Consider the following 16,662-nt stretch of genomic DNA (forward strand, 5'->3'; position numbering starts at 1 on the left):
GACCGGCCCTCGTCTGTCTAGCTCTGCACTCAGCCGATCAGGCTGCGCAGCACGTACTGCAGGATGCCGCCGTTGCGGTAGTAGTCCGCCTCACCGGGGGTGTCGATGCGCACGACCGCGTCGAACTCCGTGCTCGTGCCCGCCGGGCCGACGGCCTTGACCTTGACGGTCTTCGGGGTGCGGCCCTCGTTCAGCTCGGTGACACCGGTGAACTCGAAGGTCTCCTCGCCGGTCAGGCCCAGCGAGTCGGCGTTCTGGCCGGCCGGGAACTGCAGCGGCAGGACGCCCATGCCGATCAGGTTCGAGCGGTGGATGCGCTCGTAGGACTCGGCGATGACGGCCTTGACGCCGAGCAGCGCGGTGCCCTTGGCGGCCCAGTCGCGGGAGGAGCCGGAGCCGTACTCCTTGCCGGCCAGGACGACCAGCGGGATGCCGGCAGCCTGGTAGTTCTGCGAGGCGTCGTAGATGAACGACACCGGCGCGTCGGCCTGGGTGAAGTCGCGGGTGTAGCCGCCCTCGGTGCCCGGCGCGATCTGGTTGCGCAGGCGGATGTTGGCGAAGGTGCCGCGGATCATGACCTCGTGGTTGCCACGGCGGGAACCGTACGAGTTGAAGTCGCGCTTCTCCACACCGTGCTCGGTGAGGTACTGCGCGGCCGGGGTGCCCGGCTTGATGTTGCCGGCCGGGGAGATGTGGTCGGTGGTGACCGAGTCGCCCAGCTTGGCCAGCACGCGGGCACCGGCGATGTCGGTCACCGGGCTCGGGGTCTTGGCCATGCCCTCGAAGTACGGGGGCTTCCGGACGTAGGTGGACTCGGTGTCCCACTCGAAGGTGTTGCCGGTGGGGACCGGGAGCGACTGCCAGCGCTGGTCGCCCGCGAAGACGTCCTGGTAGCCCTTGTCGAACATCGCCTCGTCGATGGAGCCGGCGACGGTGTCGGCGACCTCCTGCTCGGACGGCCAGATGTCGGCGAGGAAGACGTCGTTGCCGTCGGCGTCCTGGCCCAGGGCGTCCCGGGTGATGTCGATGTTCATGTTGCCGGCGAGGGCGTAGGCGACCACCAGCGGCGGGGAGGCCAGGTAGTTCATCTTGACGTCCGGGTTGATCCGGCCCTCGAAGTTGCGGTTGCCGGAGAGCACCGAGACGACGGCGAGGTCGGAGGCGTTGACCGCGGCCGAGACCTCCTCGGGCAGCGGGCCCGAGTTGCCGATGCAGGTGACGCAGCCGTAGCCGACCAGGTTGAAGCCCAGCTTCTCCATGTACGGGAGCAGGCCGGCCTTCTCGTAATAGTCCATGACGACCTTGGACCCGGGGGCCAGGGTGGTCTTGACCCAGGGCTTGACGTGCAGGCCCTTCTCCACGGCCTTCTTCGCCAGCAGGGCGGCGCCCAGCATGACGGAGGGGTTGGAGGTGTTGGTGCAGGAGGTGATCGAGGCGATCACGACGGCGCCGTTGTCGATCTCGTAGGACGAGCCGTCGGGGGCGGTCACCGCGGTGGGCTTGCTGGCCTCGGCCGAGTAGGTCGGCAGCGCCTCGGCGAACTTCGCGGCGGCCTCGGCCAGGACCACGCGGTCCTGCGGGCGCTTCGGGCCGGAGATCGACGGGACGACGGTGGAGACGTCCAGCTCGAGGTACTCGGAGTAGACCGGCTCGACCGACGGGTCGTGCCAGAGGCCCTGCTCCTTGGCGTACGCCTCGACCAGGGCGAGCTGCTGCTCGTCACGGCCGGTGAGCTTGAGGTAGTTGATGGTCTCGGCGTCGATCGGGAAGATCGCACAGGTCGAGCCGAACTCCGGCGACATGTTGCCGATGGTGGCGCGGTTCGCCAGCGGGATGGAGGTGACGCCCTCGCCGTAGAACTCGACGAACTTGCCGACCACACCGTGCTTGCGCAGCATCTCGGTGATGGTGAGCACCAGGTCGGTGGCGGTGGTGCCGGCCGGGAGCTGGCCGTTGAGCTTGAAGCCGACCACGCGGGGGATCAGCATGGAGACCGGCTGGCCGAGCATCGCGGCCTCGGCCTCGATGCCGCCGACGCCCCAGCCCAGCACGCCCAGGCCGTTGACCATGGTGGTGTGCGAGTCGGTGCCGACGCAGGTGTCGGGGTAGGCCTGGCCGTTGCGGACCATGACCGTGCGGGCCAGGTGCTCGATGTTGACCTGGTGCACGATGCCGGTGCCCGGCGGGACGACCTTGAACTCGTCGAACGCGGTCTGGCCCCAGCGCAGGAACTGGTAGCGCTCCTTGTTGCGGCCGTACTCGATCTCGACGTTCTGGGTGAACGCGTCCTTGGTGCCGAACTTGTCGGCGATGACGGAGTGGTCGATGACCAGCTCGGCCGGGGCCAGCGGGTTGATCTTCGCCGGGTCGCCACCCAGCTCCTTGACGGCCTCACGCATGGTGGCGAGGTCGACGACGCACGGCACACCGGTGAAGTCCTGCATGATCACGCGGGCCGGCGTGAACTGGATCTCCTCGCTCGGCTCGGCCGAAGCGTCCCAGTTGCCGAGGGCGCGGATGTGGTCGGCGGTGATGTTCGCGCCGTCCTCCGTGCGGAGCAGGTTCTCCAGCAGCACCTTGAGGCTGTACGGCAGCCGCTCGGAACCCTCGACGGCGGAGAGCTTGAAGATCTCGTACGACTCGTCGCCCACCTGCAGCGAGCTGCGGGCGTCGAAGCTGTTCGCGGACACGACTGACTCCTTCTAGGTGCTTCGTGCGGTGCGTGGGGTTTGGGCGGACCACACGATCCGAGCCGATCCGGACGGCCGACGGCATCCGCTGGTAAGGTAACCCTTACTTGACTCGCACCGACCGGACTCGGCCGGGCGGAGCTGGATGACGTGCGCCTCTCGGCAAGTATCTTGACGTCAAGATAAACCCTAGCGCGGAGTTATCTCGATGTCGAGATAAACCATAGTGCATGCCCGTGTGAGTGTGGCGTCAGGCATGCCCTCGTGTGGGGCCCGCCGGCTTCTCTGTCAGCTCGACCTGGCCGTGCATCCACTCCTGACTCCGTCCTGACTCCGTCCTGGCCCGGCTTTCGCCCCGCGCGCGGTCTGCGGTCGGTTCGCCGGGGCCGGGGCCGCCCGGGTCCGGTCCGGCCGGGTCCGGTCCGCTCGGGTGGGGTCCGCCCGGGCGGGGTCCGCTCGGGTGGGGGTCGCCTGGGTCCGGTCCGCCCGGGCGGGGTCTGCTCGGGCCAGGGTCCTTTGGCTCCGGTCCGCCCGGGCGGGGGTCGCTCAGGCTCAGGGCGGGTCCGTTCCGGCGCGGCCGTCGCGTCGTCCTCCCCCACTCTCCCCCGACCGTCCGGCGTTGTCCCGCCGGGGCGGATCGCCGGAAACCGTCCGTAACGCGGGGCAGGGGGTCGGCGTCAAGTTCGCTGGACGCGGCGGACCGGCCGCGCGGCGGAACTCGGCCGGCACCTGGCCGCACCCTCCGGGGGGACGAGTGATCAGGACACTACGGCGACGGTCCACGGCAGCGCCATCCTCGCGGGCGCAGACACCTCGGCGGACCGGCCCTACACCGAATCCGTCAACGTCTCCTTCCGCACGGGCTACCGCCCCGGCCACGACCAAGGCCCGACGGACCCCTGGACGGGGACCGCCATCAGCCTGAAACAACCGCTGGACCACCTGCTCGACTGCGACCACCCCGGTCCGGACGGCTACCGCTCCTGCTCCGCGACCCGGCTGCCGGACGGCAGCCGGGTCCGCGTGAGCGAGGAGGTCACCGGCTACGGCATGGTCAGCCGTGACGCCTGGCTGCTCCGGCCGGACGGCACCCTGGTGGTGGCCTCCGCCGATCGCCTCACCTACCGCTCGGGCGAAGCCTCCGCCACCTCGCCCACCGCGCCGTCGCCCACCGCCCCGACCATCACCTTGGACCAGCTGAAGACGGCGGCGACCACCGTCGAACTCCCAAGCCTCTGTACCGGCGGACTCCGCCGCCAAGGCTCTCCAGCGGGTCTCGCCGCACCTCGACGGCGGCAACGTGACCGCTGCCCTCCCTCAGGCCAACCAGAACTGACGCCCCACCGGCGGGCGGCACCCGCCTCCCCACTACGGTGGGGAGGCCACCCATTCCGTGCCCGGCCGCCTCGCTTCGGAGACCACCGTGATCGTCGTCGACGCCTCCGCCCTGGTGCTCTCCCTCGCCGACCACGGCGCCCGGGGCGACGCTGCCCGCGCGGCCCTGGCCGCGGACCAGGACTGGGCCGCCCCGGAACACCTGCTCATCGAGGTGATGCAGTCCCTGCGCGGGCGCTACCTCGCGAAGGAGAACACCGCAGAGGAGGTCGCCACCATCGCGGCCACCCTGCCGAACCTGGTCTTCCACAAGGTAGCCCTCGGCCCGCTGCTCCCCCGGGTCTGGGAACTCAAGGACAACCTCACCCCGGACGACGCCGCCTACGTTGCCGTCGCCGAATCCCTCGGCGCCCCACTCATCACGGCCGATCTCCGCCTGGCCCGCGCCAGCGGGCCCCGCTGCGAGATCCGCGGCCTCGTCCGACCGGCCACAGCCTGAGCCGGCACGTGGGGTTCCGCCTGAGCCGGCGTCTGAGCCGACGCTCGGGGCTCCGCCCGCGCCGCCCTCGTTCTCCTCCGCCGCCCAGGACCGGCCCGTACGAAGAGCGGGCCCGCCCCACCCGAACGGACCGCTCGTCCGGGTGACTTCCCGGCACGGCACACCGCCCGACATCAGGCCGGACCACCACGGTGGGCGTTGGCCCTCCGCCAGACCCCAACGGTCGAACCGTCAGCCGCGCCACCAACCTCGGCCTCCCCCGGAGCTGTCGGCCACCAACCGGGCGACCATCCGTAGGAACGGCAGCGGGCCGCTCACACGCCTGCCCGCTCCTCGAAAGGCCCCACCGCCATGGCCCTGCCGCTGTCCGTCCCGGCCGCCCTGCTGCCGCTCGCGCTGCTGCCCTCGCTCGCCGCGCCCGCCACCACGGTGGACGCGGTCTTCGAACCGGCCTCGGCCTTCCTGCCGGCCACCGCGATCAGCTACGCCCAGGACCTCGTCCCCTACGGCTCGCGGGTGCACGTCCGGGTGGTCCGGGTCGACGGCCACACCGCGGTGGCGCTCCAGCTCTCCGGGGTGGCGCCCGGCCGCGTCTTCCCCGTGCACGCCCACACCGGCCGGTGCGGCGCGGCCCCGGCCGACTCGGGCCCGCACTACCAGGACCAGGCCGACCCGGTGCAGCCCTCCACCGACCCGGCCTACGCCAACGGCTCCAACGAGGTGCGGCTGGCCGTCAGCACCGACGCCCAGGGCACCGGCAGCGCAGACACCACCGTCGCGTGGACCTTCCGCGACGGTGGGGCCCACTCCCTCGTCCTCCACGCCGGCACGCCGTCGGGGGACCACGCCGCCGCCGACCGGGTCGCCTGCGTGAACGTCGGCTTCTGAGCCCCGGGGCGCTCCCGCTCCGCCCCGGGGGCGCCCACCCACAAGCGCCTCGCCTTCCGCCAGTGGGGCCGGGCCCTGAACCCAGGTGGGGGACTCAGGCGCCCAGCGTGGCCACCAGCACGGCCTTGATGGTGTGCAACCTGTTCTCCGCCTGGTCGAAGACCACGGAGTGCGCCGACTCGAAGACCTCGTCGGTGACCTCGAGCTCCGACATGCCCGTGGCCTCGTACATCTGACGCCCGATCGCGGTACCGAGGTCGTGGAAGGCGGGGAGGCAGTGCAGGAACTTGACGGCCGGGTTGCCCGTCGCCCGGATCGTCTCCATCGAGATCTGGTACGGCTTCAGCAGGTCGATCCGCTCGGCCCAGACCTCCTTGGGCTCGCCCATCGACACCCACACGTCGGTGTAGAGGAAGTCGGCCCCGGCGACGCCGGCCGCCACGTCCTCGGTCAGCGTGATCCGGGCACCGGTCGTCTCGGCGAGCGCCCGGGCCGCCTTCTGCACGTCCTCGGTGGGCCAGAGCTGCTTGGGCGCGACGATCCGGATGTCCATGCCGAGCAGCGCACCGGTGACCAGCAGCGAGTTCCCGGTGTTGCAGCGGGCGTCGCCGAGGTAGGCGAGGGAGACCTCGCCGAGTGGCTTCGCGCTGTGCTCCTGGATGGTCAGGACGTCGGCGAGCATCTGGGTGGGGTGCCACTCGTCGGTGAGCCCGTTCCAGACCGGGACCCCGGCGTAGGCCGCCAGCTCCTCGACCACCTCCTGACCGTGCCCCCGGTACTCGATCCCGTCGAACATCCGCCCGAGCACCCGGGCGGTGTCCTTGATCGACTCCTTGTGCCCCATCTGCGAACCTGCGGGATCCAGGTAGGTGGTGGTCGCCCCCTGGTCGTGCGCCGCCACCTCGAAGGCGCACCGGGTGCGGGTGGAGGTCTTCTCGAAGATCAACGCGATGTTCTTGCCCCGGAGCCGGGGCTGCTCCGTGCCGGCGTACTTGGCGGCCTTCAGCTGCGCCGAGAGGCCCAGCAGGAAGCGGAACTCCTGCGGAGTGAAGTCGAGCTCCTTGAGGAAGTGCCTGTTCCGAAGGTTGAACGCCATGCCGGGCTCCTGAGTACGAGAACTGGACGGACACCGAGACGGATGCCGAGGCGGGCACCGAGAAAGGGAAGTGTATACGACACTACGAATTTCTATGCACCGTCTCCTTTCCCCTCCCGGTTACTTTCCCAGCTCGCCGCCCAGACCTCCCATCCCTACCTGCCCCCATCCCTATCCCTACTTGTCCCTACGTGTCCCCCCTCCAGACCCGACCCACGTCCCGGCTCGCCGCCCGCCATGGACCTCCGCCACCAGGCGTCTACAGCCGGGGGTCGACGGGCTCCGACTCCAGTGCCAGTACGGCGAACACCGCTTCGTGCACCCGCCACAGCGGCTCCCCGGCCGCCAGCCGGTCCAGTGCCTCCAGGCCCAGGGCGTACTCCCGCAGGGCGAGCGAACGCTTGTGGCCGAGGAAGCGCTGGCGCAGCTGGTCCAGGTACCGGGTGTAGTCCGGACCGTAGATGATCCGCAGGTACTCCCGGCCGCGCACCTTGATACCCGGCTGGACCAGCCCGCCCTGGCCACCCTTGCCGGTCGCGCCGCGCACGAGCGAACCGAGCGGCTTCACCACCATGCCCTCGCCACCGGCGGTGGTGAGCCCCTCCCACCAGGCCACGCCGGCCCGGACGGACTCCTCGTCCGAGGTGTCCACCAGCAGGCGACCGGTGGTCTGGAGGATCGGCGCAGCCGGGTCGTCGGCCTCGACCAGGCGGTCGATCCAGGCCAGGTGCTCGTCGTGCGGGCGCACGGCGAGGTTGGCACCCTCGGCCGCCAGCACCTGGAAGGGCGCCAGGCGGATGCCGTTCAGACCCTCCGTCGGCCAGCAGTACCGGCGGTACGCGGCGGTGAACGCCTCGGCGTCAGCCGCTCGTCGCCGTTGACGCTCGGTCAGCTCGCCGAGGTCGAGACCCCGGGCGACGGCCTGGTCCAGCGCGGTCAACACCGTGGGCAGCGCCGCGCCGGCCGCGGCACCGACGGAGGCGTACTGCCGCCGGAGCAGCTCGACGGCCTTGAGCGACCAGGGCATCAGCTCGGCGTCGAGCAGCAGCCAACCGGTGGCGAGCTCCTCGAACAGTCCGGCCCGCTCGGCGGCAGCCCGGACCCGTTCCAGCACGGCGTCGGTCAACTCCTCGTCGTTGAGGAAGGCCCGGCCCGTCCTGGTCCAGATCGCGCCGGGGCCCGCCACCCCGAACCGCTTCTCCAACGCCGCCGGATCCCTGGCGACCAGTACGACCGCCCGCGAGCCCATGTGCTTCTCCTCGCAGACGACCTGCCGCACGCCGTCCTCCCGGTAGGCGGCGAACGCCTCTTCCGGGTGCTCCAGGTAACCCTCCCGCCGGGAGGTCGCGCTGGGCGCCATGGTCGGCGGGAGATAGGTGAGCAGCCTCGGGTCGAGCGCGAAGCGGCTCATCACCTCCAGCGCGGCCGCCGCGTTCTCCTCCCGGACGGAGATCCGGCCGTGCAGGGTCGTGTCGACCACCCGCCGCCCCGCGACGTCGGCCAGGTCGAGCGGACGACCCTCCCGACTGCCGGGGGCATCGCTGTGCAACGGCCGGACCGGGGCGTACCACTCCTGCTCGGCCTCGACGCTGACCAGCTCGCGCTCGGGGTAGCGCAGGGCGGTCAGGCTGCCGCCGAACACGCAGCCGGTGTCAAGGCAGATGGTGTTGTTGAGGAAGCTCGCGCTGGGCACCGGGGTGTGCCCGTAGACCACCAGCGCCCGGCCCCGGTACTCCTCCGCCCAGGGGTAGCGCACCGGCAACCCGTACTCGTCCGTCTCGCCGGTGGTGTCACCGTAGAGCGCGTGCGAGCGTACCCGGCCGGAGGCCCGGCCGTGGTACTTCTCCGGGAGACCGGCGTGGCAGACCACCAGTCGACCCCCGTCGAGCAGGTAGTGGCTGACCAGGCCGCGGATGAACTCCCGGACCTGCCGGCGGAATTCCTCGCTCTCCCCCGCGAGCTGGTCGATGGTCTCCTGGAGCCCGTACGAGACGGTGACCTTGCGGCCGTCCAGCCAGCGGCCGAGCTTGTTCTCGTGGTTGCCGGGGACGCAGACGGCGTGGCCGGCCGCAACCATCCCCATGACCAGGCGCAGCACACCGGGGCTGTCGGGGCCCCGGTCGACCAGGTCGCCGACGAAGACGGCGGTACGGCCCTGCGGAGGCACCGCGTCGATCGGGCGGCCCTGCTCGTCCCGGCCGAGGGTGTAGCCGAGCCGGGTGAGCAGCGTCTCGAGCTCGGCCCGGCAACCGTGGATGTCTCCCACGATGTCGAACGGGCCGGTGAGGTGGCGCAGGTCGTTGAAACGCTTCTCCAGGACCACCTCGGCGGCGGCGACCTCGGCCTCGCCCCGGAGGATGTGCACCTTCCGGAAGCCCTCACGTTCCAGGCCCTTGATCGAGCGGCGGAGCTCGCGCTGCTGACGCGGGATCACGTGCGGGGGCAGCTGACGGTCCAGCCGGTGCCGGTTGCGCTCCGCGCAGACGGCCGGCGGGATGTCCAGCACGATCGCGATCGGGAGCACGTCGTGCTCGCGGGCGATCCGGATCAGCTGCTTGCGCGCCTCGGGCTGCACGTTGGTGGCGTCCACCACGGTCAGCCGCCCGGCGGCGAGTCGCTTGCCGAGGATGTAGTGGAGCACGTCGAATGCGTCGGCCGAGGCCGACTGGTCGTTCTCGTCGTCGGCCACCAACCCACGGCAGAAGTCGGAGGAGACCACCTCGGTGGGCTTGAAGTGCGCCCGCGCGAAGCTGGACTTGCCCGCCCCCGTGGTGCCGATCAGCACCACGAGCGAGATGTCCGTAACGGCCAGCACCCGCGCCCGGACCGCCTCCGCCGTAGCACCGGCGGTCTCGGTGGTCTCGGTCCCGGGCGGCCCGGCGGTGGTCGCGCCGCCATCGGTCGCGTCAGGTCCGATCGAGTCATGTTCGATCGCGTCAACCGTGGTCTCCGCCTGGACTTGGGCATCGACGACCTCGTCCGGCTCCGGCGCTTCGTACGCTCTGGTCTCCTCGGTCATCGAGTCACACTCCCTTCGGTCACGGCGGATGCGGTGGTGCTACCGGCCGGTGCGGCGGCGGATTCGATGGTGGATTCGGTGGTGGTCACTGCAACTGCCCCGGCGACGGTCACAGCGGCCTGGGGGGCGGCTATGGCAGCCCGGGACTCAGCCACGCCCTTGCGGAACAGCGCCAGTTGGGTGGGGGCGCCCACCTCTTCGTCGTGGGGGCCGACCGGCCGGAGGGTGACGGTGTACCCGTAGGAGCGGCCGACCCGTTCGGCCCAGGCCCGGAAGGTTGCCCGGTCCCACTCGAAGCGGTGGTCGGCGTGCCGGACCTGCCCGGCCGGCAGGCTCTCCCAGCGGACGTTGTACTCGACGTTCGGCGTCGTCACGACCACGGTCGTCGGGGCGGCCGAGCCGAAGACGGCGTACTCAAGGGCGGGCAGCCGGGGCAGGTCGACGTGCTCGATGACCTCGGAGAGGACCGCGGCGTCGTACCCCTTCAGTCGGCTGTCGGTGTAGGTGAGCGCACCCTGGACGAGCTTGACCCTGGCGGCCATCCGCTCCGGCATCCGGTCCAACCGCAGGCGTCGGGCGGCCACCGTCAGTGCCTTCACCGACACGTCCACTCCGAGTACCTCAGTCACCCGGGTCTCCTTGAGCAGCGCCTCGACCAGCTCACCCTGCCCACAGCCGAGGTCGAGCACCCGCCCGGCGCCGGTCTCGGCCAACGCCACCAGGATCGCCCGTCGCCGCTGCGCCGTGAGGGATTCGGGCTTCCCGTCGAGCCGCGGGTCCGTGGCGTCCGACGTGTCGGGCTCCGTCGCCATGGCTGTCATCTCCTCTCTCACCTCCTCACCACGATCGTCGGTGGTGGCGCTCGCGGCACCACTACGGGCCGTGCTCGGCGTCCTGCCCTCGTCACCGACACCATCACCGTCACCGTCAGGCGCCGCCGCAGCGCCTGCTGCCCTGAGCGACTCGGCGGCCAGGTCAGCCAAATCCTCGTCAGCGAGCGACTCGGCCACCGCGTTGTCGAACTCCTCGGCCTCCCGGTCGTCCGCCTCGGCAAGCCTGGCCAACTCCAGCCTGGCCATCGCGGTCCGGGTCAGCGACCAACGACGAGCCAGGTACCGACGGGTGATCAGCGCCAGCTCCGGGTGCTCCCCGAGCCAGCCGCCACCGGCCGCGAGCAGCTTGTCCACCTCGTCCGGCGCGACCCAGTAGTGCTTGGAGCCGTCCAGTACGGGGAGCAGGACGTAGAGCTGCTGGAGGGCCTCCGCCAACCGGACCGTCCCTTGGAGCTCGACCCGGACGTACCGGGACGGGCCCCACTCCGGGAACGCCTCGTCCAGCGGGACGGGCTCCGCCGTCACCTGCCAGCCGAGCGGTTCGAAGAGCCGCCGCACCAGCGCCGCCGGGCTGCCGTCCGCCTGCACCTCAGCGCCCTCTCCTGCGGCCTTCACCGGTACTGCGGGTAGCGAGACCCGCAACGGCAGTGGCTGCTCGGCGAGGCCGGGCCGGTGCTCGCAGACCCCCTTCATCGCCGTACGGAACACCGTCCGCAGCGCGACTGCGAGCAGCGAGGACGCGGCGTAGGGGCGGTCGTTGACGTACTGGGCGAGCGCGAAGTCGGGCGAGCCGCCGCGCCCCTTGCCGCGGCCCCTGCGGACGAGCGCGATCGGGTCGATGTCCAACAGCAGGGCCGCTGTACAGGCCGTCTCGGTCGCCTCGGGGTAGAAGACGTGCGCTTCACCGTGCGAGGTGTCGAACCGCTGGACTCGGTCGGGGTGCTTGTGCAGCAGAAAGCCCAGGTCAGTGGCTGGGCGCTCGGCCGTACCGGTGGTGGAGATCGAGATGAACACCTCTCCGAGTATTGCCGAGCGGCACCACGGACGGTAACGGGTTTTCGTCCCGCCCTCGGGCCGTGAGGGCCCGTCTGCGGAGTACCCGGACCCGCTTGCGGGCTGCGCGGACCCGCCTTCGGCGACCGACCGGCGGCCGCCGGCCCCGCTCGCCGCGCCGCCGGCGGGCGGGCTCGGGACCCGGGCAACGGTGTCCGCACGGTGAGCGTGTTCGGCACCGGGCCCTGGGATTCGTTAACGTGCACGATGTGACTGCTGAAACCTCCACCCTCGCAAGCGGCGCTGTCGCCTCCGGCCTGGCGACCATCGCCGCTGACGGCACCGTCCTCGACACCTGGTACCCGGCGCCGAAGCTCGTCGCCGAGCCCGGCCCGGCCGGCACCGTGCGGCTGACCGCCGCCGAGGCCGACGCCGACCTCGGCCAGGGCGCCTCCGAGGCCCTGCGTGCGGACGCGCGTCGGGGCGTCGAGGTCGTCGCGGTGCGCACCACCATCGCCTCCCTCGACGAGAAGCCGATCGATGCGCACGACGCGTACCTGCGGCTGCACCTGCTGAGCCACCGTCTGGTCCGTCCGCACGGCCAGAGCCTCGACGGCCTCTTCGGCCTGCTGGCCAACGTCGCCTGGACGAGCATCGGCCCGGTGCCGGTCGACCAGGTCGAGCGCGCCCGCCTCGCGGTCCGAGCCCAGGGCGGCCAGCTGGCCGTGTACGGGATCGACAAGTTCCCGCGGATGACCGACTACGTCGCCCCGTCCGGTGTCCGGATCGCGCACGCGGACCGCGTCCGCCTCGGTGCCCACCTGGCCGTCGGCACCACCGTCATGCACGAGGGCTTCGTCAACTTCAACGCCGGCACCCTGGGCACCTCGATGGTCGAGGGCCGGATCAGCGCGGGTGTCGTGGTCGGTGACCACAGCGACATCGGTGGCGGCGCCTCGATCATGGGCACCCTCTCCGGCGGCGGCAAGCAGGTCGTCTCGGTGGGCGAGCGCTGCCTGCTCGGTGCCAATGCCGGCATCGGCATCTCCCTCGGCAGCGACTGCGTCGTCGAGGCAGGCCTGTACGTGACGGCCGGCACCCGAGTGACCACCCCGGACGGCAAGATCGCCAAGGCGGTCGAGCTCTCCGGCCAGGACAACCTGCTCTTCCGCCGCAACTCCCAGAGCGGCGCGGTCGAGGTCATCGCCCGGTCCGGCTCGTGGGGCGGTCTCAACGCCGAACTGCACGCTCACAACTGATCTCCTCTCGTTCCGGCGACACGGCCACTCCGTGCCTCTGGTTCTTTGATGTGCTGTCGGGAATCCCTCGGACTCGGGCCTCCCGAGCCCTTTCGACTCCCTTCCGCCGGCCCCTGGTTTCGTCGCTTCCGTGACGGGCCGGGGGTTTCGGCTATCCGGCAGCCCGCCGCTGGCACCGCCCTGTTCGAGTCGGCGGGACGGCCCGCACTGCTGGTGCTGACACGACCGTCTGCTCGTACTGCACTGCTACGGCCGTCCGCGCCGCTAGCCGAGCCGTTCGGCGCGCCGCAAACCCGAGGTCACTCCTGCGGCTGACCCCGGCGAGGGTTGGACCTCTACGAGTGGTCCGCCGTGACCAGGTGAGAAGCCGCTTCGTTGCACCACCGGGGCGGGTGGCCCGGGCGGCTGCCCGGTCACTGCCCTGACTACTCACACCGCGCTACCGAGCTGGAGGGGCCCCCTCATGTCCGAGCCCTGGTCCGAGACACCCGCTGTCCCCCGCGAGACCCCCGGCGTCCTCCCGGCGCCCACCGCGGCACCCAAGAGCCTGCTCGAACAGATGCAGGACCTGCTCAACTCCGTCAACGCCGACCTGGCCGGGCTCGACGCCGACCTGCAATCCTCCGGCACCAGGGCTGTCGAGGGCCGGGGACAGGCTGACAGCTCCGCCGGCCCCGCGACCTCCGGCTGGTAGCCCCGTCCCTTGACCGGCGGGCTGAGCGTCACCAGCAGTATCGGTACTCCGCCCTCGGCTCCCCGCTCCACAACCGGCCCGGGCCTCGAACGGCCCGGGCCCGGGCCTCGGCCCGCGGCGACCACCGTCGCCTCGTCGTCGTCCACCAGCGAGTCCGAGCCCGACTCCGAGGCCGAGGCCGAGCTCGAAGCCACTTCCGCCTCCGGTGTCGAGTCGGCGTCCTGCTCAAGATCCGGAGCCAGCTCCGAGTCTGAATCTGGTTCCGGATCAGCCGCCCGTGCGCCAGTCCGCGTCTTGCCGACGTCTGTGGTCTCGGCTTCCTGCCCACCGAGATCGTCCAAGCCCCTGGAGCGGCTGAGGTCCTCGATGGAGTCGAGGTCGACGAGATCGTCGAGGTCCAGCTCGTCGAGACCCAGCTCCGAGCGACCATAGAGGGCGGCAGCAGCCGTTTCGTCCGGCTGGCCCCTACGGACCGCTCTCATCAGCTCGGCCACCAGGTCTTTGCACTCGGAGCCGGCATCCACGCCGTCGATGCACCGCCAGTAGAGGCCCTCCCCTTCGGCGCCACAGGCCAGCACCACCAAGGAGTCAGCCACTTCGTGGAGCAGCCGCTCCAGCTCGGCCAGCACCGGGGCGAGCTCACCAAGCTCGGTCATCCGCCCCGCCCGCCCCTGGCCGCTCCAATCGGCCCGGTGCCAATCCGGCTCCGGTTCAGCATCGTCCGCCACGGCCATGGTCGGTTGGTCCACCGAGCTGACGGCGTGCGCGCCCGCTTCACAGAGCAGCTGGCCGAGCGCACCGAGCTCTCCCTCTTCGGCCTCGGCGATCCGGGCACCGATCAGCTCGGTGAGCATCCCGGTCTGCCAAGCCTCCGTCAGTACGTCACCCACGCTTCGGGCCTGGGCCAGAGCATGCCTACCGGTCTTGATCAGTCGCAGCGCTTCCATCTCTCGCCGCTCCCTTCGCTCACGTCGTGGCCGCCCTCGCGGACGGCTTCGTGGCCGCCCTCTCAGGCGGTCGTTCACGGCGTAAGCGTGCTGCGCGACCAAGCTTCGCGCAGCAACCAATTGAAAGCTGTGGACAACCCCGGCCTGTGGACAACCCTTGTCCCCCACATGGCCTACGGGGAGACACCCATTCGGCCTCCAAGGGGTGCTAGCCCACCCCAGTTATCCCCAGGTCTGAAAGAGTCCTCGGCCGAACCGGCCAACCTCAGTCATCCTCGTCACCACCGGCGCTAGCACCGGTATCGGTACCGGCGCCGGTGCTCGCGCCGGTACCGGCCCCCTTACCGGCACCGGCCCCCTTGCCGGCACCGGCCACCACATCAGTACTGGCTACCGCATCAGTACCGGCCGCCGCGCCGGTAGCACCCTCCGGCCCCCGCTTGGGCACCGGAAAGCGAAGCTCGTTCCGCTCGATCTTCTCCGCCAGCGCGACCACCGGATCCACCCCCACGGCCGTGCAGAACTGCAACAGGTACGCCAGTACGTCCGCGACCTCGTCCCGCACCCGGTGGGCGCGGTCAGCATCCGCCATCACGGCTGCGGCCTGCTCGGGAGTGAGCCACTGGAAGATCTCCAGGAGCTCTCCGGCCTCGACGCTCAGCGCCGCAGCGAGGTTCTTGGGGAGGTGGTACTGCTGCCAGTCCCGCGCCACCGCGAACTCGGTCAAGCGCTCCTGCAAGGCGCTCAGCGCGTCGCTCCGCCCGGCAGCCGCCGGCCGCGCTGCGCCCGCCCTCGCTGCTCCTGCCCACGCGGCCGGCTCCACCGACTCCGACCGCCCCGCCACCTCGATGTCCGTCTCTCGCTCGCTCACCCCCAAGGTCTACCGCACACGAGCCACCAGCTCACAGCCCCGGACCAGCCAAGGAGGCCCCCGTGCACACACCCAGCGCACCGACCACCCCCACCCGACGCCTGGTCAACTTCCCACTACCCCGGCCGCCTGGGCCGGCACCCGAGGCGTCTCCGGCCGCAGCACGCTGTGCCCGGTCGCCGGGTCCCTACGGCACTCGACCAACTCGATACCGCCGACCTCACGCGCAGCCGTCGGTTCCTGCAGAGCGCCGAGCAGCCGGACATCCTCCCGATCGCACACCTCCCGCGCGACCCGCAGCAGGGCGGCGACCTGGTCCGCCGCGAGGCCAGCCCCGAGGTCCTCGGCGAGCACGGTGAGTTGCCGGTGCGCCGCGGGCACCTCCACGGCCGGATCCACGTCCAACACACCCGCGCCGGTCAGCAGCACCGCCGCGAAGGCGAGCAGCCGCAGCATGCCGTCCGAGGCCTGGTCGGCAGTGGTCCGCCCGAGGACCCCCTCGTCGAAGACGGCCATCAACTGCTGACGTGCCTCCGGGCCACGGCGCGCGACGTCCAGACCGAGCAAGGGGTGCGGCGCAGCGGCCTGAACGGCCTTGAGCAGCTTCCCGTAGCGCCGGGTGCACTCGCCCTTCAACCGGGCCAGCACCGGCGAGATGTTGGCAGCCGTACCGAGCAGCCGCGCGTCGTTCTCGTGCTCCACCCAACCACGCATCTGCGCCGGCTCGGGGTGCAGCGGGAAGACCTCCCGCAGCGCGGTGAGCAGGTGCTCGCTCGCGGCGAGCACCATCCGCTCGCCCGCTGACGACCCAGCCACTCGCAGCGGGATCTGGCTGGTGATCAGCGAGCAGCTCGGGAAGGGCGCGCGGATGTCACCCTGCCGGGTGTCGTTGTGCCAGGTGACGTTGATCCGCCCGCGCGCCACGTCCTGCTCCCCGGTCTCCATGAGGGTCCGACCGTCGCAGGTCAGCCACTCCCGGGCCACCCGCACGGGACCGTCGGTGCGGACCACCAGCTCCAACCGGATGGGCCCGGCCGGGGAGCGCACGGTGCAACCGAGGATGATCGCGTTGCGGCCGTGCGGTACACAGCCCACCAGCCCACCCCGCACGGGCGTGGCGAGCGGGCCCGAGGTGCCGCCGACGCCATCGAGTGAAGGTGCGATGGGCTCGCCGAGCGCGAGGCGGGAGAGCACCGTCAGCGAGTCCATCGCATTGGACTTCCCCACCCCTGACGGCCCGTAGAGGACGGTCAGGGGAGAGAGCGGCAGGGAGGTCCGGCGGTACGACTTGAAGGAGGTGAGTCTCAGCTCCTCGACAGCGGGGCGGAAGACGGGACGGGTGGCGGGCGGCTGGGTTTCCCCCGACCGCAGGCCGGGCGAGGCTTCGCTGGTCACCCGGGGGACCTTAGCCGCCGTCGGAGGAGGCGAAACGTGCCTTCTCGCCAGGTTCATCCCATCGAGTCCCGGCCTGATCCCCTGGTCAACGCCGGTAATGCGCCTTACCGGCCAGGTCTCCGGGAGAGACGGTTCAGCAGACC

Annotated in this window: 9 protein-coding genes and 1 pseudogene; 3 read left to right on the forward strand and 7 right to left on the reverse strand. The window is 71.2% G+C overall.

Annotated features, from left to right (window positions below; translation table 11 throughout):
- Window positions 1-29 precede the first annotated feature (29 nt).
- Window positions 30-2,690: an aconitate hydratase AcnA gene (gene acnA / locus CFP65_RS12180; protein WP_104816122.1), complete on the reverse strand. Its 2,661-nt coding sequence runs from the start codon at window positions 2,688-2,690 to the stop codon at window positions 30-32.
- A 1,423-nt stretch (window positions 2,691-4,113) separates the two neighbouring features.
- On the opposite strand from acnA, the gene CFP65_RS12190 reads away from it, so the two are divergent.
- Window positions 4,114-4,524 (forward strand): type II toxin-antitoxin system VapC family toxin, encoded by a 411-nt coding sequence (locus CFP65_RS12190; RefSeq protein WP_104820816.1) that lies wholly within the window; start codon window positions 4,114-4,116, stop codon window positions 4,522-4,524.
- Between the two features lie 351 nt (window positions 4,525-4,875).
- On the forward strand, window positions 4,876-5,412 hold the full coding sequence (locus CFP65_RS12195; RefSeq protein ID WP_104816123.1) for a superoxide dismutase: 537 nt from the start codon (window positions 4,876-4,878) through the stop codon (window positions 5,410-5,412).
- 94 nt (window positions 5,413-5,506) lie between these two features.
- Here the strand turns inward: CFP65_RS12195 and argF are convergent, their stop codons facing one another.
- From argF to CFP65_RS12210, 3 genes are all read right to left on the reverse strand, one after another.
- Complete coding sequence (gene argF, locus CFP65_RS12200) at window positions 5,507-6,508, reverse strand: ornithine carbamoyltransferase (protein ID WP_104816124.1); 1,002 nt, start codon at window positions 6,506-6,508, stop codon at window positions 5,507-5,509.
- A 259-nt stretch (window positions 6,509-6,767) separates the two neighbouring features.
- Window positions 6,768-9,527, reverse strand: coding sequence for a polynucleotide kinase-phosphatase (locus CFP65_RS12205; RefSeq protein ID WP_254552353.1), 2,760 nt, complete (start codon window positions 9,525-9,527; stop codon window positions 6,768-6,770).
- Window positions 9,524-11,374, reverse strand: a complete 1,851-nt coding sequence (locus CFP65_RS12210) for a 3' terminal RNA ribose 2'-O-methyltransferase Hen1 (protein WP_168219594.1) — start codon at window positions 11,372-11,374, stop codon at window positions 9,524-9,526. The genes CFP65_RS12205 and CFP65_RS12210 overlap by 4 nt, the downstream gene beginning before the upstream one ends.
- 248 nt (window positions 11,375-11,622) lie before the next feature.
- Here CFP65_RS12210 and dapD point away from each other — a divergent pair, with 248 nt between their 5' ends.
- Entirely contained in the window at window positions 11,623-12,612 is a 990-nt protein-coding gene (gene dapD, locus CFP65_RS12215) for a 2,3,4,5-tetrahydropyridine-2,6-dicarboxylate N-succinyltransferase (protein ID WP_104816125.1), read from the forward strand.
- 429 nt (window positions 12,613-13,041) lie between these two features.
- On the opposite strand, the gene CFP65_RS42485 is transcribed toward dapD, so the two are convergent.
- The 3 genes and pseudogenes from CFP65_RS42485 to CFP65_RS12230 form a co-directional block, all read right to left on the reverse strand.
- Window positions 13,042-14,253 carry a DUF6099 family protein gene (locus CFP65_RS42485; RefSeq protein ID WP_158702147.1) on the reverse strand — a complete coding sequence of 404 codons (1,212 nt, stop codon included), beginning with the start codon at window positions 14,251-14,253 and terminating at the stop codon, window positions 13,042-13,044.
- 433 nt (window positions 14,254-14,686) lie between these two features.
- Window positions 14,687-15,001: pseudogene (locus tag CFP65_RS40770) on the reverse strand (nucleotide pyrophosphohydrolase); the annotation flags it as partial.
- Between the two features lie 228 nt (window positions 15,002-15,229).
- A complete protein-coding gene (locus CFP65_RS12230) occupies window positions 15,230-16,519 on the reverse strand; it encodes an AAA family ATPase (RefSeq protein ID WP_104816127.1) in 1,290 nt (429 codons plus the stop codon).
- Window positions 16,520-16,662 lie beyond the last annotated feature (143 nt).

The organism is Kitasatospora sp. MMS16-BH015, assembly GCF_002943525.1.
Classification (GTDB): domain Bacteria; phylum Actinomycetota; class Actinomycetes; order Streptomycetales; family Streptomycetaceae; genus Kitasatospora.